At 44.5% G+C, this 21,288-nt stretch carries 18 protein-coding genes; 3 read left to right on the top strand and 15 right to left on the bottom strand.

Going from position 1 to position 21,288, the window contains the following annotated elements:
* Positions 1–300: 300 nt before the first annotated feature.
* From BSQ33_RS14195 to yceD, 13 genes are all read right to left on the bottom strand, one after another.
* Entirely contained in the window at positions 301–1,068 is a 768-nt protein-coding gene (locus BSQ33_RS14195) for a TatD family hydrolase (protein ID WP_021019544.1), read from the bottom strand.
* The gene (holB, locus tag BSQ33_RS14190; protein ID WP_088134357.1) at positions 1,041–2,018 is read right to left on the bottom strand and encodes a DNA polymerase III subunit delta'; all 978 of its coding nucleotides are present in this window, start codon (positions 2,016–2,018) and stop codon (positions 1,041–1,043) included. The genes BSQ33_RS14195 and holB overlap by 28 nt, the downstream gene beginning before the upstream one ends.
* Positions 2,019–2,030: 12 nt before the next feature.
* Positions 2,031–2,660 carry a dTMP kinase gene (tmk, locus tag BSQ33_RS14185; RefSeq protein ID WP_021019542.1) on the bottom strand — a complete coding sequence of 210 codons (630 nt, stop codon included), beginning with the start codon at positions 2,658–2,660 and terminating at the stop codon, positions 2,031–2,033.
* Positions 2,657–3,679 carry an endolytic transglycosylase MltG gene (gene mltG / locus BSQ33_RS14180; RefSeq protein ID WP_198298188.1) on the bottom strand — a complete coding sequence of 341 codons (1,023 nt, stop codon included), beginning with the start codon at positions 3,677–3,679 and terminating at the stop codon, positions 2,657–2,659. The genes tmk and mltG overlap by 4 nt, the downstream gene beginning before the upstream one ends.
* Entirely contained in the window at positions 3,670–4,476 is an 807-nt protein-coding gene (gene pabC, locus BSQ33_RS14175) for an aminodeoxychorismate lyase (protein WP_088134355.1), read from the bottom strand. The genes mltG and pabC overlap by 10 nt, the downstream gene beginning before the upstream one ends.
* 75 nt (positions 4,477–4,551) lie before the next feature.
* Positions 4,552–5,796, bottom strand: a complete 1,245-nt coding sequence (gene fabF / locus BSQ33_RS14170) for a beta-ketoacyl-ACP synthase II (protein WP_027694065.1) — start codon at positions 5,794–5,796, stop codon at positions 4,552–4,554.
* Positions 5,797–5,889: 93 nt separating this feature from the next.
* A complete protein-coding gene (gene acpP / locus BSQ33_RS14165; protein ID WP_014204679.1) occupies positions 5,890–6,123 on the bottom strand; it encodes an acyl carrier protein in 234 nt (77 codons plus the stop codon).
* Positions 6,124–6,354: 231 nt separating this feature from the next.
* The gene (fabG, locus tag BSQ33_RS14160; protein ID WP_088134354.1) at positions 6,355–7,089 is read right to left on the bottom strand and encodes a 3-oxoacyl-ACP reductase FabG; all 735 of its coding nucleotides are present in this window, start codon (positions 7,087–7,089) and stop codon (positions 6,355–6,357) included.
* Between the two features lie 24 nt (positions 7,090–7,113).
* Complete coding sequence (gene fabD, locus BSQ33_RS14155) at positions 7,114–8,043, bottom strand: ACP S-malonyltransferase (RefSeq protein ID WP_021019537.1); 930 nt, start codon at positions 8,041–8,043, stop codon at positions 7,114–7,116.
* Between the two features lie 72 nt (positions 8,044–8,115).
* A complete protein-coding gene (locus tag BSQ33_RS14150; RefSeq protein WP_021019536.1) occupies positions 8,116–9,066 on the bottom strand; it encodes a beta-ketoacyl-ACP synthase III in 951 nt (316 codons plus the stop codon).
* A gap of 5 nt (positions 9,067–9,071) precedes the next feature.
* A complete protein-coding gene (gene plsX, locus BSQ33_RS14145; RefSeq protein ID WP_088134353.1) occupies positions 9,072–10,097 on the bottom strand; it encodes a phosphate acyltransferase PlsX in 1,026 nt (341 codons plus the stop codon).
* A gap of 9 nt (positions 10,098–10,106) precedes the next feature.
* Positions 10,107–10,277, bottom strand: a complete 171-nt coding sequence (gene rpmF / locus BSQ33_RS14140; RefSeq protein ID WP_021019534.1) for a 50S ribosomal protein L32 — start codon at positions 10,275–10,277, stop codon at positions 10,107–10,109.
* Between the two features lie 40 nt (positions 10,278–10,317).
* Positions 10,318–10,839: a 23S rRNA accumulation protein YceD gene (yceD, locus tag BSQ33_RS14135; RefSeq protein WP_088134352.1), complete on the bottom strand. Its 522-nt coding sequence runs from the start codon at positions 10,837–10,839 to the stop codon at positions 10,318–10,320.
* Between the two features lie 151 nt (positions 10,840–10,990).
* On the opposite strand from yceD, the gene BSQ33_RS14130 reads away from it, so the two are divergent.
* Positions 10,991–11,572: a Maf family protein gene (locus BSQ33_RS14130; RefSeq protein WP_088134351.1), complete on the top strand. Its 582-nt coding sequence runs from the start codon at positions 10,991–10,993 to the stop codon at positions 11,570–11,572.
* Here BSQ33_RS14130 and rluC read toward each other — a convergent pair.
* Entirely contained in the window at positions 11,567–12,511 is a 945-nt protein-coding gene (gene rluC, locus BSQ33_RS14125; RefSeq protein WP_088134350.1) for a 23S rRNA pseudouridine(955/2504/2580) synthase RluC, read from the bottom strand. The genes BSQ33_RS14130 and rluC overlap by 6 nt on opposite strands.
* Positions 12,512–13,160: 649 nt before the next feature.
* Here rluC and rne point away from each other — a divergent pair.
* Both rne and BSQ33_RS14115 read left to right on the top strand, forming a co-directional pair.
* Entirely contained in the window at positions 13,161–16,319 is a 3,159-nt protein-coding gene (gene rne / locus BSQ33_RS14120) for a ribonuclease E (protein WP_088134349.1), read from the top strand.
* A 338-nt stretch (positions 16,320–16,657) separates the two neighbouring features.
* A complete protein-coding gene (locus BSQ33_RS14115; protein WP_088134348.1) occupies positions 16,658–18,217 on the top strand; it encodes a SulP family inorganic anion transporter in 1,560 nt (519 codons plus the stop codon).
* A 248-nt stretch (positions 18,218–18,465) separates the two neighbouring features.
* Here the strand turns inward: BSQ33_RS14115 and adhE are convergent, their stop codons facing one another.
* On the bottom strand, positions 18,466–21,177 hold the full coding sequence (adhE, locus tag BSQ33_RS14110) for a bifunctional acetaldehyde-CoA/alcohol dehydrogenase (RefSeq protein WP_088134347.1): 2,712 nt from the start codon (positions 21,175–21,177) through the stop codon (positions 18,466–18,468).
* Positions 21,178–21,288: the final 111 nt, after the last annotated feature.

Raw genomic sequence — 21,288 nt, 5'->3', positions numbered from 1 at the left:
AGAAAGTTAGCAACTTTAGTTTCAAAGTAATATATAGATCACAGTCACAGTAAGCACTATGAAATGGATTACAGCACATGTAACTCATTAATAAATATAAAATATTTTACCAAACGATCTAATTTTTCATCAAAAATAAATACCCTTCTTATGTTAATTATCATTACAAATTAACTTTTATCTGATTTGTGTCGACTAAATCAGTGAAACAACTAGCTAAAAATCTATTTTTTTGAGTATCAAATTAATTTAATGCACCATTACGGTGCATGGTAATACTTTTAACAACAAACTTTATTTCTATAGAAAAAAAAGATCCAAGAAATTCTTGGTGGTTTGATGCGCAACTTCACTGACAGGTATATCTTTTAACTGCGCAATACACTTCGCCACTTCAGTCACAAAAGCCGGTTGATTCTCTTGTCCTCGATGTGGGACAGGCGCCAAATAAGGAGAATCTGTTTCAATCAACAAACGCTCTAGCGGCAGGTCTTTCACAACAGATTTCAATTCCATCGCCTGACGGAAAGTCACGATCCCAGAAATTGAAATATAAAAACCAAGATCCATCGCTGCCTGAGCAAATGCCATATCTTCGGTAAAACAGTGAATCACACCACGACATTGCTCCGCTTTTCCTTGACGCAACAATGCCAGCGTATCTTCTCTTGCGTTACGAGTATGAATAATCAGAGGCTTATTCAGCGCAACCGCAACTTCAATCTGCTGCATGAATCTCAGTTTCTGTAACTCTGCCGTCTCCGGACGATAATGGTAATCAAGCCCCGTTTCACCGATAGCAATAACTTTGGCATGATTGGCATATTCATAAAAAGTATCTAGCGCAAAATCACTCTCAACATCTAGTGGGTGGACACCACAGGAAGCATGAACCCAGTCGAATGGTTCGATCATTTTCAGCATTTGGGGGAAGGATGCCAGCGTCACGCCCACAGAGAGGATTTGCTCAACCTGAACATGACGCGCTTTATTTAAAACATCCTGGATATCCAGATGTAACTCATCGTAATTGAGTTTATCTAAATGACAGTGGGAGTCGACAAACATGGGGCTCCTTTAAATTTTGATAACCAGTCAAAAACCAGTAGTTCTGAGTTTAAACCACGGTGTATTTCCAAACGATGCCGTAGCGTAATCAATTCTCGGTATTGTTGGTAAAGCATACTATAAGAAAGGTATTGCGCAACTTCTTCACTCTTTGGTAGCACAATCTTATCTTGGGTCTGAAAATGAAATTTCTGCGCATCAGTCAGTAAATACCATAGCCAAGTCAAGCGTACTAACGGAGACGTCTGGATTTCGTCAACCAGTGCATGTATAGATTGCAAAGGTGAACGCAGAAAGTGACAGAACAATTCAACCAACCGTAAATAATTTTCGTGCTCTTGTGACTGAATAAAATGAAGGACTCGAATCGGGGCATAATCATTTAGTTTAACCATGTATGGTGCAATTTCCTGCCCCGTTTCTTTTGCGAGCCATTCTGTGACCACAGTATGGGCAGGCTCAGACACATGTAACTGACGGCACCGACTTAAAATGGTTGGTAGTACGCGATCAATACAATCCGTAACCAACATAAAGCAACAGTGGCTTGGTGGCTCTTCCAGGGTCTTCAGTAAGGCATTTGCCGCAGATTCATTCATAAGATGTGCAGGTTGAATCACAATCACCCGATAGCCACCAAACTGAGAAGACTCCTGCGCAATCTGATTGATCTGTCGCACCAAATCAACGGTAATTGATTTCCCCGCTTGTTCCGGCTTCACCCAGTGAAAATCAGGATGACTTTGAGAATCCATCAATTGACACCCATGACAATAACCACATAATTCAGAGCCATGAGCACATAAAAGTGAACGAGCAGCAGCTTCGATAAAAGTCGCTTCTCCCATTCCTTCTTTAACAACCAGCAAGGTCGCCGGTGAGACCGAGTGATGAGCAAGCACCTGACACCATTGTTGCCAGATTTGCTGAAACCAAGGGTATAGTGACATTTGTATGCGTCCCTATTGTGCAGATAACCAATTCATTAACACATGTCGTATATCTTTCTGCACCAGCGCTAACGGTTGCTCCGCAGAAATCACCTGAATTCGTTCATCATGATTTGCTAACTGTAAATATCGAGCCCGAGTCCGCTCAAAAAAACTCAAATCCATTTTTTCAATGCGATCAAGTTCTCCGCGACCTCTGGCCCGCTCCAGCCCAATTTCAGGATTGATATCAAGATAGAGCGTGAAATCTGGTTCAAACTGAGCCAGAACCGATTCTCTTAAGGTTTGGATCATCGCTGGGTCAATCTGCCGCCCGCCGCCCTGATAAGCCTGAGACGACAAATCATGCCGATCACCAATCACCCACTGTCCGGCTTTGAGCGCGGGTTTGATGACACCTTCAACAAGTTGTACCCTGGCAGCATAAATCAGCAATAATTCAGTCATATCATAAATGACCTCACCTTCATGCTCTTCCTTGACGAGACGACGTAATTTCTCAGCAATCGGTGTTCCTCCCGGCTCTCGTGTTTTTACGACAGAAGAGACACCGAAATCTTTCAGCGTATCAACTACGGTTTGGATCGCTGTGCTTTTCCCAGCACCTTCTAACCCTTCCACTACAATAAATTTCGCTTTCATTTCTTCGTTCTTAATTGTTTCAAATAACGTTTTACCGCAGCATTGTGTTCCGCCAATGATTTAGAAAAAACATGGCCGCCATTTCCACTTGCGACAAAATACAGATAATCACTGACTTCAGGGTTTAACGCAGCATGAATGGCGCTCCTCCCGACCATCGCAATCGGGGTCGGTGGCAAACCGCGAATCACATAAGTATTGTAAGGTGTGGGAGTGAGTAAATCTTTTTTCCGGATATTCCCATCATAGCGTGAACCCATCCCATAAATGACCGTCGGATCGGTCTGCAACCTCATTCTTTTATTCAGTCGATTAATAAAGACAGAGGCAATCAGTTGTCTCTCATCTTTGATCGCTGTTTCTTTTTCAATAATAGAAGCTAATGTCAATGCTTCGTAGGGAGAATGCAAAGGTAAACCATTTTGTCGCTTCTCCCAGGCATGCTGAAGTACCGAGTTTAACTTTTGATTCGCTCGTTTCAAAATGTCGATATCACTGGTACCAGCCGTATAGTGATATGTCTCTGCAAGGAATAAACCTTCTAATTTTGGCTCGTCTATCGACAACCGTTTGGCAATGTCGGTTTCTGACATCGACTGGATTTTATGTGTCAGATGAGATTCTGTCGCCAACTTCTTCAAGACATCTTGAAAACGGCTGCCTTCAATCAGGGTAATCGTGAATTGATATTCATCTCCGGCGGTGAACCGTTGCAGTACATTGTGCAACGTTTCTCCTGACTGCACTTGATAAGTCCCGACTTTAATTTTGGCCAGTGCAGGATAGAATCGATGCATCAGATGAGCAGCAATAGAAGGGTGTAACCAAGATTTGTCTTCAAAAGTTCTCAGAACAGAGCGCAATGACTCACCCTGATGAATCGTCACAAATTGCTGTTCCGTTGGTAATTGGAGTGGCTGAGTGAGGTAACTATCCACTTTTTGATAAAGGAAGATAACACTACCAATCACGATCAACGCAACAAGACCGCATCCAAATAATATTTTTTTTAACACCAGTTCACTCTCTTTTGTAAATCTCGCACCCGCTCTCCCAGCACAAAGCACGCTGATTGAATCTGAACGACAGGTGCAACCCCCAGAATTGAATTTGTCATAAAAATTTCATCAGCACTAAGCAGATCATCCAGAGAAAAGTGGTTGATATTGAGTGCGAGCCCCTGCTGAGTCGCGCTATCGAGTACCACTCGTCTCATCACTCCGGCAACACCAGCCAAGGTTAAATCCGGTGTATGGAGCACATTATCCCGAAACCAGAATAGATTTGCCATTGTTGTCTCAATCACTTGATCGTGCAAATCCAGTGCAACTGCATCTATGTAACCGGATGTCTCAGCTTCAGCCTTGAGTAAAACCTGTTCTAAACGATTATTATGTTTATGCCCAGCCAACAATGGGTTATGCCCGAGACGTCGCTGGCAGACACCTAACGAAACACCATCTGAAATCAGTGCATCATAATGTTTCGGGTAATCAAATGACTGGACGGTGACTCGCGGTGAGGGAATTGCGCTAGGGCTATATCCCCGGCCGCCACTCCCACGACTGATATGAACTTTGACGCCTGCTTTAGGAGCGACCACCACAACCTGACTGATCCATCGCGTGACTTCATTCCAATCCGGATATGGGATCTGTAATATATCCAGACAATCTTCCATTCTTTGCTGATGATACAGCCAGTGCTGCACCTGACCATCGATGGTCAGAATCGTTGAAAAACAACCGTCTCCGTATTGAAAAGATCGGTCATCCGCAGGTATCGATGAAACTGGCATCCCGTCAATCAAAATCATATCTGCATCCTACAAAAAGAAAACGGCTTAATGCTATGCATCAAGCCGTATCAATACAAGTAGATAAGTGACAACTTACACTTTTTTAAAGATTAAAGTGCCGTTGGTTCCACCAAACCCGAAAGAGTTACAAATCGCATATTCCATATCGACCACCCGACGTGCAGTGTGCGGTACTAAGTCAATATCCAAATCATCTTCCGGATCATCGAGGTTAATGGTCGGCGGAACGATTTGATCGACAAGCGACATGATAGTGATAATGGCTTCAACAGAACCAGCTGCACCAAGAAGATGCCCTGTCATCGATTTTGTCGATGATACAAGAACCTGTTTAGCACCTTCCTCACCTAACGCACGTTTCACACCTTTTAATTCAGCAAGATCACCTGCTGGTGTCGACGTTCCGTGGGCGTTGATATAACCAACTTGAGTACCGGTAATTCCTGCATCACGCAGTGCTGCTTCCATCGCCAGTGCACCACCAGAACCATCAGTACTTGGTGAAGTCATGTGGTAAGCATCACCAGACATGCCAAAACCAACCAATTCTGCATAAATTTTTGCACCGCGAGCTTTCGCGTGTTCATATTCTTCAAGCACGATAACACCAGCGCCATCACCAAGAACGAACCCATCGCGCCCTTTATCCCATGGACGAGATGCTTTTTCTGGTTCATCATTGCGAGTTGATAGTGCTTTCGCTGCGCCAAACCCTGCGATACCGAGCGGTGTTGAAGCTTTTTCTGCACCACCTGCAACCATTGCATCAGCGTCACCATACGCGATCATACGCGCGGCATGTCCGATATTATGCAACCCTGTTGTACAGGCAGTGGAGATAGCAATATTTGGTCCGCGTAATCCGCGCATGATTGATAAATTTCCGGCAACCATATTCACGATTGTCGAAGGCACGAAGAAAGGACTGACTCTACGTGGCCCTTTCTCAACCAGAACCTGATGACCAGCCTCAATCAGATCTAAACCACCAATACCAGAACCGATCGCAACACCAACCCGTGCTGCATTTTCTTCGTTTATTACAAGACCTGAATCGTCTAATGCTTGTATACCCGCGGCTATACCATATTGGATAAATAAATCCATTTTTCGGGCATCTTTTTTAGACATATAGTCTTCACAGTTAAAGTTCTTCACTAATCCTGCAAAACGAGTTGAAAAGCCTTCAGTATCAAAGTGATCAATGCTAACAATACCACTTTGTCCTGCAAGCAAAGCTTTCCAAGAAGATTCTACTGTGTTGCCTACTGGTGATAACATCCCCATACCAGTAACAACGACACGACGCTTGGACACAATCATATTCTCCGGAATTGAAAAAGTTCTATAGAAGAGATGAGACGAGTTAATTAAAACTCAGGCGGCCAGATAGCCGCCTGGAGAGATAGATTACTGAGCGCTATTAACGTAATCGATCGCAGCTTGAACAGTTGTGATCTTCTCAGCTTCTTCATCAGGAATCTCAGTGTCGAATTCCTCTTCAAGAGCCATAACCAACTCAACTGTATCCAGGGAATCTGCACCTAGATCTTCAACGAAAGAAGCTTCGTTTTTAACTTCCGCTTCGTCTACACCTAGCTGTTCAACAATGATTTTCTTTACGCGTTCTTCGATGTTGCTCATTTTTCTTTTCCTTTACAGATTTCGCTTAATGCGATGTCCCGTAGTTTATTAGAACTAGGGAAAGTTGCAAGAGGGTCATCGCTGGTCAAACCACAATTTTTACGATTTTAACCGAAGTTCAGACCATTTTTGATATAAATCATGCATAAATACTAAACACTCACGGTGATAGTGCTTATAAACATCGATAATTGCATTTTATCCACTTTTACAAACACTTTCACCATTGGCTTAGATCATGTACATGCCACCATTGATATGTAACGTTTCTCCACTGATATACGCTGCTTCTTCAGAAGCTAAAAACGCAACAGCCGCTGCAATTTCACGAGGAGAACCTAATCTGCCTGCGGGAACTTGAGCGAGTGTAGCAGCTCTTTGCTCATCATTCATAGCGTTTGTCATATCAGTTTCGATAAAACCAGGTGCAACAGTATTGACTGTAATACCACGAGAAGCAACTTCTCTAGCCATCGATTTACTAAAACCAATTACACCAGCTTTCGCAGCAGAATAGTTTGTTTGTCCCGCATTCCCCATGGTTCCCACAACAGAACCCACATTGACAATACGACCACAACGTTTCTTCATCATGCCACGTAGTACTGCTTTTGAAAGACGATAGATAGAAGTCAGGTTGGTCTCCATGATTTCTAGCCACTCTTCATCTTTCATGCGCATCAGTAAGTTATCGCGAGTAATGCCGGCATTGTTCACGAGAATATCGATCACTCCAAACTCCTCACCAATGGCCTTCAGAACTGACTCGATAGAATCAGGATCTGTGACATTCAGTTTGAAGCCTTTACCCTTTTCACCTAAATACTCACTGATTGCAGCGGCACCATTGTCACTGGTTGCTGTTCCGATAACCGTTGCACCACGTTCTACAAGCAATTCAGCAATAGAACGACCAATACCTCGGCTGGCACCTGTAACCAATGCAATCTTACCGTCTAGATTCATGAAATTACTCATGTTTCTTTTTCCCTATGATGACTGAACTGAACTCAATGAAGCAGTATCGTTTACTGCCCCGGCAGTCAGTGTTTTAACAATTCGTTTTGTCAGCCCCGTCAGAACCTTTCCCGGGCCCACTTCAAATAATTTTTCGACACCTTGGTCATGCATTTTTTGTACAGTTTCAGTCCACCGGACTGGATTATACAATTGACGAACAAGTGCATCTTTAATCTTTTCCGGATCGGTTTCAGCAATCACATCAACATTATTGATCACTGGAATTTCAGGTAAATTGAACGTCATCGCTTTCAATGTCTCAGCAAGCTTATCCGCTGCTGGCTTCATCAATGCGCAGTGAGATGGTACTGAGACTGGCAATGGCAGAGCACGCTTCGCACCCGCTTCTTTACAAAGTTCGCCTGCCCGTTGCACGGCATCTTTTTCACCGGCAATCACGACTTGTCCCGGAGAGTTAAAGTTTACCGGAGATACAATCTGTCCATTTGCAGCCTCGATACATGCATTCGCAATAGCATTATCGTCGAGGCCAATGATAGCAAACATCGCACCACTGCCGGCAGGAACAGCTTCCTGCATCAGTTGGCCACGTAATTCAACTAATTTGATTGCTTGGCGAAAATCAATCACACCAGCACAAACCAAAGCAGAATATTCACCAAGGCTATGTCCGGCCAATATTGCAGGCATCTCTAATCCCAAAGATTGCCACACCCGCCAGATTGCAACCGAAGCAGCAAGCAATGCAGGTTGAGTCCGAAAAGTTTGATTCAGGTCTTCGGCTGGTCCATTTTGCACCAGTGACCATAGGTCATATCCCAGAGCATCAGATGCTTCAGCAAATGTCTGTTGAACCACATCATATTGCTCACCCAATTCAGCAAGCATCCCAACCGTTTGTGAACCTTGACCGGGAAACACGATAGCAAATTTGCTCATTTTTCATTCCTCTTGCCAAACAATCCCCGCCACGGAGCATAATCACGCCATGCGCTGGATTGTTTTTCAGTATTAAAATACGACGAGTGCAGAACCCCACGTAAAACCACCGCCAAAAGCTTCCAACAACAGTGTCTGACCACGTTGGATACGTCCATCCCGAACTGCTTCATCTAGAGCTGTGGGTACTGAGGCCGCTGATGTGTTGCCATGCCGGTCTAAAGTCACAACAACCTGCTCCATCGACATGGAAAGCTTTCGTGCCGTTGCAGAGATAATTCTCAGATTGGCTTGATGAGGCACCAGCCAATCCAGTTCCGCTTTATCCATTTGATTTGCTGCCAATGTATCTTTAACAAGCTGCGACAATTGATTCACTGCCACTTTAAAGACTTCATTTCCAGCCATATAGACCCATTTATCGGAATCACCGCCAGATTGTGGCGTTTCCAAAGATAACAGCGGGCCATACTCACCATCAGAATAAATATGAGTTGATAGAATCCCGGGCGTTTCACTGCGACCAAGCACAACAGCACCAGCCCCATCACCAAAAAGAATAATGGTTGAGCGATCAGTCGGATTACAGGTTTTTGACAATACATCAGAACCAATCACGAGGACGTTTTTACACATCCCTGATTTGATATGTTGATCAGCCACTGACAACGCATACATAAACCCTGAACAGGCTGCCGCTATATCAAAAGCCGGGCATCCTTTGATACCAAGCTGTGCCTGAACCTGACAAGCTGATGAAGGAAATGAATGACTACCACTGGTGGTTGCAACGATAATCATATCGATATCATCTTTAGAAACAGCCGACATCTCCAACGCTTTTACCGACGCCAAATAAGCCATATCGGCTACCGTTTCATCTTCTGCAGCAACACGCCGTTCTTTAATGCCTGTGCGTGTAACAATCCACTCATCACTCGTATCTACCATTTTCTCTAAGTCTGCGTTAGTCCGCACCTGAGATGGCAGGTAGCTGCCTGTACCTAATATTTTGCTATACATGAAGACTAATAATGCCTCTCGAGTAAAACTGCTTCTAATCGTTCGCTAATACGACTGGGTACTTGCTCTTTAATTTCGTGTACCGCCTCTCCTATCGCATTGGCGAAAGCGGATATATCAGCACTACCGTGGCTTTTCACCACAATGCCACGCAATCCTAACAAACTTGCTCCGTTATAGTGGTCGGGGTTCAGGTTTTTTAATCCAATAAATAGCTCAGAAAATAATTTTCTTGCGATCCAACCCTTTATTGATGAACCAAACATTTTATTTTTTAGCTGATCAATAAATAGCTGGGCCGTCCCCTCACAGCTTTTCAAACAGACATTGCCAACAAAACCATCACAAACCACAACATCGGTCAGATCATTGAATATCTGATTACCTTCAACATTGCCAATAAAATGGATTGACTGTGTTTGTCTTAGCATATCAGCGCATCGTCTGACAAAATCATTACCTTTAATGTCTTCTTCACCAACATTTAAGACAGCCACACGTGCCTTATGTCCCAAATGAACTTCTGCCAAAGCACTTCCCATAACAGCAAACTGAAATAGAGAATCAGCATCACAGGAAACATTTGCGCCTAAGTCTAACATCCACAAACGTTTTCCTGACACTGTCGGAAGAGCAGAGATTAACGCAGGTCGATCTATCCCGGGGAGCAACTTCAAACGAAAACGTGACAGTGCCATCAGCGCACCAGTATTCCCTGCGCTGACACATGCGTCAGCAACTTGCTCTGTTACCAAGTCAATCGCCATTCCCATAGAACTATGCATAAAACGCCGCAGAGCAAGAGAAGGCTTTTCTGAATTTGAAATGACTTGATCACTATGAACAATGCTCACACGCGAGCTGTCAGAGTAACTTAACTGAGACAATTGAAAGGTGATTGCGTTCCGATCACCGACCAAAATCACTTTTAGCGCTGGGAAACGCGACAGTGCCTGCACGGCGGCAGGCACTGTTACGCGAGGTCCGAAGTCCCCGCCCATTGCATCAAGTGCAACGGTATAATATTGCAAAGGTCAACCTTACTTGTTGATTACCTTTTTGCCACGGTAGTAACCATCTGCGGTTACATTGTGACGTAGATGAGTTTCACCTGAAGTTGCATCTACAGACAAAGCAGCTGTAGTCAACGCATCATGTGAACGACGCATACCACGCTTAGAACGTGTTTTACGGTTTTGTTGTACGGCCATGGACCCTACTCCTATGTTAATGAATGCTCAGCGATAAAAACTAGCGCTTCAAGCTCTTTAATACGTCAAATGGATTCGGTTTATCTTCCGGAACTTCATCAGGAATATCACCAAATACCATATTGTCTGAATCAACACGACAGTCTGATGGATCATGCATCGCAACTTGGGGTAAACCAATGATGAACTCGTCTTCAACCAATTGAATCAGGTCTACTTCACCGAATTCATTCCGATCTACCAAATCGTATGATTCCGGTGCATCTTCACTTTTCTTCCCTAAGTTTGGGGTATAAGTGAAATCCACATCACAATGGTGTGGAAAAACCTCATTACAACGTTGACACTGCAAATCAACTTCGATGTTAGCTTTACCAGAGATAACAACGAGTCGCTGCTCATCAAACCCAAATGACAATGAGACATCAGCGTCACATTTTACGCCTTCGACTGCTTCCTCTAAGCGCTTAAAAAGACCGACTTGAATGATACCATCATAGTCGAGTCGTTTCTGAGCCGCTTTTATCGGATCAACCGTTCGCGGGATTTTTACCTTTTGCATAGGGCGCGAATATTATCTTCCAAATCAAATTTAGTCAAAGAAAAAGGGAAAAAAGTTAGCTTTTTTTCGCCATTCCGATCCACTTACGGTGATCTCCATAGCATTATCATATATTCTCAGCACAACACCAAAGAATTCATTAAATATCGATATGAGTCATTACCAACTTGTTTTAGCTTCTACCTCAAAATATCGGCGCCAATTGTTGGAAAAAATAGCCATTCCTTTTCTTTCTATCGCCCCAGAGTGTGATGAAACACCATTGACTGATGAATCACCACAAGCACTGGTTCAACGTTTAGCACAGCAAAAAGCACAAAGCTGCCCTCAAAAACAACCGAGTCTGGTCATCGGCTCAGACCAAGTGTGTGTTGTGCAGGGACAAATCGTCGGGAAACCACAGACTAAAGAACACGCAATTCAGCAGTTGATGGCTCAATCGGGGGATAAAATAACCTTTTATACGGGCCTTGCGGTACACAACAATGTCACTGGGACAACCCAATGTATTGTCGATCAATTCAATGTCCACTTCCGACAATTAACGCTCAATCAGATTGAACGTTATATTGAAATGGAACAACCGCTTGACTGTGCCGGTAGTTTCAAAAGCGAAGGTCTGGGGATTGCTTTATTTAAGCGCTTGGAAGGCGACGATCCCAACGCACTGGTGGGATTACCCCTGATCAAACTCATCAACTTACTTGAAGCGGAAGGCATGACGGTGCTATGAACGCAACTTTGCCAACACGCCCTCAAGTTTGTTCTCCATCGGTGCCACAATTTCCATCGTTTCACCGCTCGTTGGATGAATAAAACGTATCTGTGCCGCATGTAAAAAGAGCCGATTCAGTCCTAATTTTCCGGTATAGGCGTCAAAGCGGGGATCACCATAACGGTCATCCCAAGCAATCGGATGGCCTGCGTATTGTGTATGCACTCGAATCTGATGAGTCCGACCAGTCACTGGACTCGCCTGAATTAGTGTGGCCTGAGAAAAGACTTCGATAACTTTAAAACGAGTTTCCGAAGCCTTCCCTTGTGGGTTCACTCGAACAATACTATTGACTTCGTTTTTTAACAGAGGTGCATTGATCTTCCGGCATGTTGCTTCCCACCGTCCCATCACAAGAGCGTAATAGTATTTCTGAACAGACTTTTCCCGAAATTGAGCTTGTAAATGACGAAGAGCAGAACGCTTTTTCGCTATCAACAGAATGCCTGAAGTATCTCGATCAATTCGATGAACCAATTCCAGAAAACGGGCTTGTGGCCGAAGTGCCCGCAACGCTTCTATCGCGCCAAACTTTAACCCACTGCCACCATGAACGGCTGTCCCCGAGGGCTTATTAAGCACAAGTAACGCATCATCTTCAAACAAAATGCACTGCTCTAGTTCCGATACTTTTTGCAGTTTGGTACTCAATGGTTCTTGTGGCGTGTCACTCTGCGGTAATGTCACAGGTGGGATCCGAATAACATCACCGGGTTGTAATTTATATTCAGGCTTGATCCGCTTCTTGTTCACACGCACTTCGCCCTTACGCAGAATGCGATAAACCACACTCTTCGGAATATCTTTCAATTTATTACGCAGGAAGTTATCAATTCGCTGGCCGGCTATATCTTCATCAATATTGACAAACTGGACTTGGGTTCTGATTTCACTCATTTGCTTATTGTTTATAAAAAGAAGTTGCTGATACAGGCGATCCGCTCAACCTAGTGCTTCATCACAGGGCATAGGCATAATCGTTGATTGGGATAGCAATAGTGGCTTAAAAGCGCGCATCATACTACCTTGATGTTCGATATCATAGTGATAAATATTTTGTGATTCAGGCCTTCTCTTGCCCTAATTTCGAATAAACGTATACCAAAGCTGCAATTTATCAATCATCTCAGCTTTCGGTATCCATTTTTTAGGTTTATTTTTTATAAAGCAGATTGCTGAAATACGTTGCCACTGCTATAGTTCGTAGCTGCAATGGACAAACTGGCGACGTTTTAACTCATGGCGCCATGTTTTGAGCATTTTGGGTAGAAACTTACGGTTCTTTGTATGCTGCAAATGGCGTAAGACAGACATGACCGTAACTTCTTATTGTTCTACTCATCGTCATTCATGTTGAGTATCTACCGCACACTGCGGCTTATCACTGGTGAAACAATCAGCGGGTGAGGACTGAAGTGCCTTTTTGAGCGTCCCTTCCAGCCGAGAGGCTGCAAACAAAGCCATGGGATCAGGCACCATGAAGACGAAATGCAAGCAATAAGAACAACAAATAATCAAAACAAAAGAAATACAACGAGATTTTTAAATGAAAAGAATGTTAATTAACGCAACTCAAAAAGAAGAGCTGCGTGTCGCGCTGGTCGATGGTCAGCGACTTTTCGATCTGGATATAGAAAGTCCCGGACACGAATCAAAAAAAGCCAATATTTACAAAGGAAAAATCACCAGAGTTGAGCCAAGTTTGGAAGCAGCATTTGTTGATTATGGTGCTGAAAGACACGGTTTCCTTCCCCTCAAAGAAGTTGCGAAAGAATATTTCCCAGCCGGATACACTTATCAAGGACGTCCTAGTATTAAGGAAGTTCTGAAAGAAGGTCAGGAAGTTATCGTTCAAATCGAGAAGGAAGAACGCGGTAGTAAAGGTGCTGCACTGACAACATTTGTCTCTCTGGCTGGTAGTTATTTAGTTCTGATGCCGAATAATCCTCGTGCCGGTGGGATTTCCCGTCGTATCGAAGGTACAGAGAGAACAGAACTGAAAGAAGCGCTCAGTACACTTGAACTCCCCCAAGGTATGGGCCTAATTGTCCGCACCGCTGGTGTGGGCAAAAGTGCTGAAGAGTTAGAATGGGATCTAAATGTTCTGCTCAATCACTGGGGTGCGATCAAACAGGCTTCCGATTCAAATCCCGCACCATTTTTGATCCATCAGGAAAGTAATGTTATTGCACGTGCAATTCGCGATTATCTACGTCGTGACATTGGCGAAATCTTGATCGACAGCACGACCATTTACGAACGTGCGCTAGAACATATTCGCCTTGTCCGCCCCGATTTTGTCAATCGGGTGAAGAAGTATGAAGGTGAAGTGCCACTATTCAGTCATTATCAAATCGAAAGCCAAATTGAATCCGCATTCCAGCGTGAGGTTCGTTTACCTTCCGGTGGCTCGATAGTGATCGATCCAACAGAAGCACTCACATCTATCGATATCAACTCTGCTCGTGCAACTAAAGGTGGTGATATCGAAGAAACAGCGCTGAATACCAATCTGGAAGCTGCTGAAGAAATTGCCCGTCAACTTCGTTTACGAGATTTGGGTGGCCTTGTGGTTATCGACTTCATCGATATGACGCCTGTTCGTCATCAGCGTGAAGTTGAAAACAAACTCCGAGAAGCCGTTCGTGTAGACCGTGCCCGAGTTCAGATTGGTCGCATCTCCAGATTCGGACTCCTTGAAATGTCCAGACAACGACTGAGCCCTTCTCTGGCAGAGGCAAGTCACCACATTTGTCCTCGTTGTTCTGGAACAGGCGTTGTTCGGGATAATGAATCTCTAGCACTCTCTGTACTGCGATTAATTGAAGAAGAAGCACTGAAAGATAATACCTCACAGGTACTTGCAGTTGTTCCTGTGCCGATTGCATCTTATTTATTGAATGAGAAACGTCGCTCAATCAATCACATTGAGCGGATTCAAGATGTCAAAATCACCATCGTGCCGAACTCTGATATGGAAACACCTCATTTTGAGGTCATCCGGGTCAGAGAGGGTGAAGAACAGGAAATACTCTCTTACCTCGTGCCGAAACGGATGGACAGCATTCGTGAAGCTGAAAGTAAAGATGTTGTCGAACCTGAAGTGAAACAGCGACGTATTGAAGAGCCGGTATTAAAAGGATTTGCTGCGCCAACAACATCAGCACCGCAACCTAAAGCACCTCAGGCTCCAGCTCAAAACACACAGCAGAAAAGTGAACCGAAAGAACCGGCACAATCGGGGCTGTTCAGTCGCTTGATGAAAGGTTTTACGAGCCTATTCGCTGGTTCAGAATCGGCTCAGCCAGAAAAACCGGTGACCGAGACAGAGAAACCAGAACAGGAACAACGTACAGAGAACAAAAAACCTCGTCGTTCCCGTGAACGCAATCATGAGCAACGTAGACGTCCGCGCCAGCAACCTCAGGATAGCAACAAGTCCAAATCAGATAATGCGGACTCAACAGAAGTAAAACAACAAACTTCTGATGAGAAGAAACCGACGAAATCTCAACCTCGTAAGCCAAAACAAGAAAAGCAGGATAAGCGCGGTAATAAAGATTCTGCGGCCAAGTTAGCCGAGGAAGGACAAAAGATTGCTCAGGATGCACAATCCGAAGCGAAAAAAGACTCGCGGGATACCCAAGAAAAAGCAGTGGTCGCGAAAGAACGTCGCCAACGCCGTAAACTGACCAAACAGATTCGTCTTCAGTCTCAATCAGCTGACGAGACGTTGGTAAGCCACGAGCGAGTGTCTGAACAGGAAGCGTTGAACCAAAACGTCACTCCTGTAACCGTGGACGAGCAACCACCAGTATCATCGGTGCAACCATCATCGGAAAAGATGCCACAAAGTCAGACCTCGAATAGTGATGTGAATGAAAACGCGAATACCGAAGAGCCTAAACAGCGTCGGAGTCGCCGTTCACCTCGCCATTTACGTGCCAATGGACAACGTCGTCGTAGAGGAAGAGAACGCAGACCAAACCCATTCCGCTTACGGAAAGGTGGTGTTGCATCTCCGGAAATGGCGATGGGCAAAGTGATGCCAAGCTACGGTTTGAAGAAATCTACACCACAACCGGTTAAACCCGAGCAATCAGCAGCTCAGCCAGATGCACCGGCACAACTTAGTGGAGTTGCATTCCCTGAGATGGCAATGGGTAAAGTGATTATTCGTTCCACAACTGGATCCACAGCACCGGAAATTGCCACATCAGAAAATGCACCGAAAGTGACCACAGAGAACACGGTTTCTGAAACGGTTAGTGCTCCTGAAGTCGCGACGGTTGTCACTCAAGATGCGACTCAAACTACGAGCGAAACCGATAAGGTGAGCATGACGACAGAAAGCACAGGCGATGCACAACCATCTCCTGCGCCAGTTGAGACGGAAATCACCAATGAAGTCACTGCTGAAGCAGCAGAACAGCAAGAGACTCCGGATGAGCGCTCTCATGAAATACCAGAACAGACTCAGGAAAGCGTAGAGCAATCTGTACAGCCAACACCAGCAAGCGTCATAGCAGTGAAAGGTCATGCATTTTCACCAATGACCAAAGCTCCCGGAAGCGGCGAACTGATACAGGTTCTGCTTGAAGCAGCACCTTTGCGAGAACAACGCTATCCATTAAAAGGCGCTGGTAGTCATGCTGCAACCAATCATGCAAGTTCGGCAATGGCAAAACCACTGCCGTTATCATGAGTTGATTTGCATAAACATTTATCTTCAAAGAGCTGCTAAAAGCAGCTCTTTTTTTATCGAATGACCATGGTAGATAGCAGGCTGATAAACCGATTCAGTCCTGAGTTCCACCCCATCACCAACGTACAGAATAGTTGACCTCTATCACGCTTTTCTGTAGCATTCGCCAACTTATGCCCAAGTCGGACTCAGACCGAAATACTGTTTGAGTCATAAGACCACTTGCGGTACATGAACCCGACATACTTAGTTCATATTGCTTGGTTAGAATATTTAGATCAAACCTATAAGAGCTATATCGGTTTTTGTTCAGCCACTAACAGAAAACAACCATACTCATGCTTGAATTCCCGAATCAATCAACATATTCAATTAAAAATGATGTCCTTTCCGGACTCACCGTCGCACTGGCATTGGTCCCTGAGGCCGTTGCTTTTGCATTTGTTGCAGGTGTTGACCCGATGGTCGGTCTTTATGCCGCATTCATTGTCGGTCTAATTACTGCTATTTTTGGTGGCCGCCCAGGGATGATTTCAGGTGCGACTGGTGCAATGGCTGTCGTCATGGTTAGTCTGGTCTCAGAACACGGCATCGCTTATTTATTTGCCGCTATTCTATTGGCAGGCATTATCCAAATCAGTGCGGGTATATTCAAACTCGGAAAGTTTATCCGAATTGTGCCCCATCCTGTCATGATCGGTTTCGTCAATGGACTTGCTATCGTCATCTTCCTCGCTCAGCTAGGACAGTTCAAAGTGCCATCATTGAATGGCGTGATGACTTGGCTACCTTATGATCAAATGTTACTGATGTTAGGCCTTGTCGCTTTAACCATGGCCATCATCTTTTTCCTACCAAAGATAACAACTGCGATCCCCTCTTCTCTGGCGGCTATCATTGTGGTCACGTTACTGGTTCAGGGACTCGGTCTGGAAACGCGTACCGTCGTTGACTTTCTACGCACCATGTCTGGGAATGATTCAGCAACGCTTGCAGGGACTCTCCCTTCATTCTCCGTACCGGATGTACCTTTTACATTTGAAACACTCAAAATTATTCTGCCCTATTCTATTATCTTAGCGGCTGTCGGATTGATTGAGTCTTTGCTGACACTAACCGTACTGGATGAAATGACCAATAGCCGTGGTCAGTCAAACCGTGAGTGTATGGGACAAGGTCTGGCAAACATCACTTGTTCATTCTTTGGTGCTATGGGTGGCTGTGCAATGATCGGTCAATCGATGATTAACGTAAACTCCGGTGGCCGAGGACGCCTGTCCGGTATCGTCGCTGCGATCATGCTACTATGCTTCATTTTGTTTACATCATCACTCATTGAAATGATTCCATTAGCAGCGCTGGTCGGTGTCATGTTTATGGTCGTGATCGGAACATTTGAATGGGCAACCTTTAAACTTGCCAGAAGAGTGCCAAAGAAAGACTTTTTCGTCATTGTACTTGTGACCATTGTTACCGTACTTACCGATCTAGCGATTGCTGTTGCTGTCGGTGTCATTACATCGGCACTGATGTTTGCATGGGATCATGCAAAACACATTTATGCAACCAGTCATACCAACGAAGACGGTTCCAAAGAGTATAAGATCCATGGCCCTATTTTCTTTGGGTCTGTGGCGAACTTTCTAGAACTATTTGATGCACATCAGGACCCAGAGCACGTGATTGTTGATTTCGGCCAATCACGCGTCACTGATCACTCGGCCATTGATGCGATTGAAACACTTGCCGAGCGTTATGCTGCGGTTGGAAAAACCCTTCATTTACGTCACCTAAGTCAGGATTGTCGTAAGTTGCTTCATAAAGCCAGCAGCTTGATAGAAACGAATGTGAAGGAAGATCCAACTTACAAAGTTGCAACCGACGTTCTCGCAGGATAGCGCAATAGCTATTTCCTGAGGTGATTAAAAAGCCGTTGTTTCATCCCAGAAACAACGGCTTTTTCTTATCTATGATTTTGCCTTATTCATCACATTCTTATTTATAAATAAGTCGTACTGAACTTTCCTTATTTCGCACAAGCATCCAGCTTCCGTCTTAGAACCGATGACATTAGAAATATCTGCATATAAAAAATGCCCCGGCCAAAGGTCGGGGCATCTGCATCGTTTATATAGAATGAATGCAATTAAGCTTCAGACTTCTCTTTTTTCGCTGTCCGTTTTTTGGGTGTTTCTGCGGCAGCTTCTTGATCGGCTTTCTTCTTGATAACGGTTGTCCCTTCAACAGTCTCACCTTCAACATAAGCGCGACCGTAGTAAGAAGCCAGCAATACCTCTTTCAGCTCACTGATTAACGGATAACGAGGGTTTGCACCGGTACACTGGTCATCAAAAGCCTGAACAGACAATTCGTCCAGTTTAGCAAGGAAATCAGCTTCGTTAATCCCTGCCGACTGAATAGACAGTGGGATATCAAGGTTATGTTTCAATTCTTCCAACCAACCTAATAAACGCTCAATCTTCTGCGCAGTACGGTCACCGGCTTGAGACAGACCCAAATGGTCGGCAATCTCAGCATAACGACGACGAGCCTGAGGGCGGTCATATTGAGAGAATGCAGTTTGCTTGGTTGGATTGTCATTCGCGTTATAACGCACAACGTTCGCAATTAATAAGGCATTCGCCAGACCGTGAGGTACGTGGAATTCTGCACCGAGTTTATGCGCCATTGAGTGACATACACCTAAGAAAGCGTTGGCAAATGCAATCCCAGCAATTGTTGCTGCATTATGCACTTTTTCACGAGCAATCGGATCATTCGCCCCATTGGCATAGCTTGATGGCAGATACTCTTTCAACATCTTCAGCGCTTGTAAAGCCTGACCATCTGAGTATTCGTTAGCAAGGACAGAAACATAAGCTTCCAATGCGTGCGTCACTGCATCATAACCACCAAACGCAGTAAGAGACTTCGGCATGTTCATCACCAGATTCGCATCAACGATTGCCATATTTGGCGTCAGTTCGTAGTCAGCAAGTGGGTATTTAGCGCCGGTCTTGTCATCTGTTACAACCGCAAACGGTGTCACTTCAGAACCAGTACCAGATGTGGTAGTGATACATACCAATTCAGCTTTTTGGCCCATTTTCGGGAATTTGTAGATACGTTTACGGATATCCATAAAGCGCATCGCCAACTCTGCAAAATGAGTTTCTGGATGTTCATACATCACCCACATAATCTTCGCAGCATCCATTGGAGAACCGCCACCCAGCGCCAAAATCACATCCGGTTGATAGCTCGCCATTTGTGCAGCGCCTTTTTCGACAACAGAGAGTGTCGGATCAGCTTCAACATCAAAGAATGTCTGAACTTCCATGCCTTGAGCTTTCAGTAGGCTCACAACATCGTCAGCATAACCATTGTTGAATAAGAAACGGTCTGTCACTAGGAATGCACGTTTTTTACCTTCAAGGTCGCCCAGTGCGATAGGCAGGCTACCACGACGGAAATAGATAGACTTAGGTAATTTATGCCACAACATGTTTTCAGCTCGCTTAGCAACAATTTTCTTGTTGATCAAGTGTTTAGGTCCGACGTTTTCTGAGATAGAGTTACCACCCCAAGAACCACAACCCAGTGTTAAAGAAGGTGCCACATTAAAGTTGTACAGGTCACCGATACCACCATGAGTTGTTGGAATGTTTACCAGAATACGAGCTGTTTTTAACCGGTCACCGAAGTAACGGATACGATCTTTATTCACATCCTGATTGGTATACAAACCAGATGTATGACCGATACCACCGATTTCTACCATTTTCACCGCTTGGTCTACTGCATTTTCAAAAGAGCTTGCGCGGAACATACCTAACGTTGGCGATAATTTCTCATGAGCAAACTCGTCATCGTAAGAAACTTCACCGATACCTTCACCGACAAGAATCTTCGTATCCGCGGGAACACTCACGCCTGCCATTTCAGCAATCGCTGTTGCTGGTTGACCAACGATTTTAGCATTCAGTGCACCATCGATAAGCAGCACTTTACGAACTTTATCTGCATCAGACTTGCTCAACACATGAGCTTTATGCGTTGCAAAACGCTCTTTAACTTCATCATAAACTTCATCCATAACAATGACAGCTTGCTCAGAAGCACACACAACACCATTATCAAATGTTTTTGACATCAGAACAGAAGCGACAGCACGCTTGATATCAGCAGTTTCATCAATCACAACAGGCACGTTACCGGCACCAACACCAATTGCGGGTTTACCTGAAGAGTATGCAGCCTTAACCATGCCCGGTCCGCCCGTTGCAAGAATCAGTGCAATCCCTTCATGCTTCATCAGTGCATTCGATAGCTCAACAGATGGCTGATCAATCCAGCCGATGATGTCTTTCGGTGCGCCCGCAGCAACCGCAGCATCAAGTACAAGTTTCGCTGCATCATTGGTTGAATTCTTAGCACGAGGGTGAGGAGAAAAGATAATACCATTACGCGTTTTTAGAGAAATCAGAGATTTAAAGATCGCAGTAGAAGTCGGGTTCGTGGTTGGGACAATACCGCAGATAATGCCGACAGGCTCTGCAATCGTCATTGTTCCCATATTTTCGTCTTCTTCCAATACTCCGCAGGTTTTGTCATCTTTGTACTTATTATAAATGTACTCTGATGCAAAGTGGTTTTTGATCACTTTATCTTCAACAATCCCCATACCAGACTCAACCACGGCTTGTTGGGCCAGAGGGATACGAGCTTGGTTTGCTGCCAGTGATGCTGCTCGGAAAATTTTGTCAACTTGCTCCTGAGAGTAAGTCGCAAATTCTGCTTGAGCAGCTTGCACACGCGCAACAAGAGCATTTAGTTCCGCCATATTTGTTACAGGCATAGTGAATCTCCTAAAATTAAAAAAATGTTAAAAACTTTTTATTAAGACTGTCACCCGGTCTAAACGGTCAAAATCCAGATTTTCCTCAGAAACACGCTTAGTAAATAGCTT

Source organism: Vibrio gazogenes (assembly GCF_002196515.1).
Taxonomy (GTDB): domain Bacteria; phylum Pseudomonadota; class Gammaproteobacteria; order Enterobacterales; family Vibrionaceae; genus Vibrio; species Vibrio gazogenes_A.
Note: the sequence above shows the minus strand (reverse complement) of the source record. Positions and strands in the feature narration are given on the sequence as shown.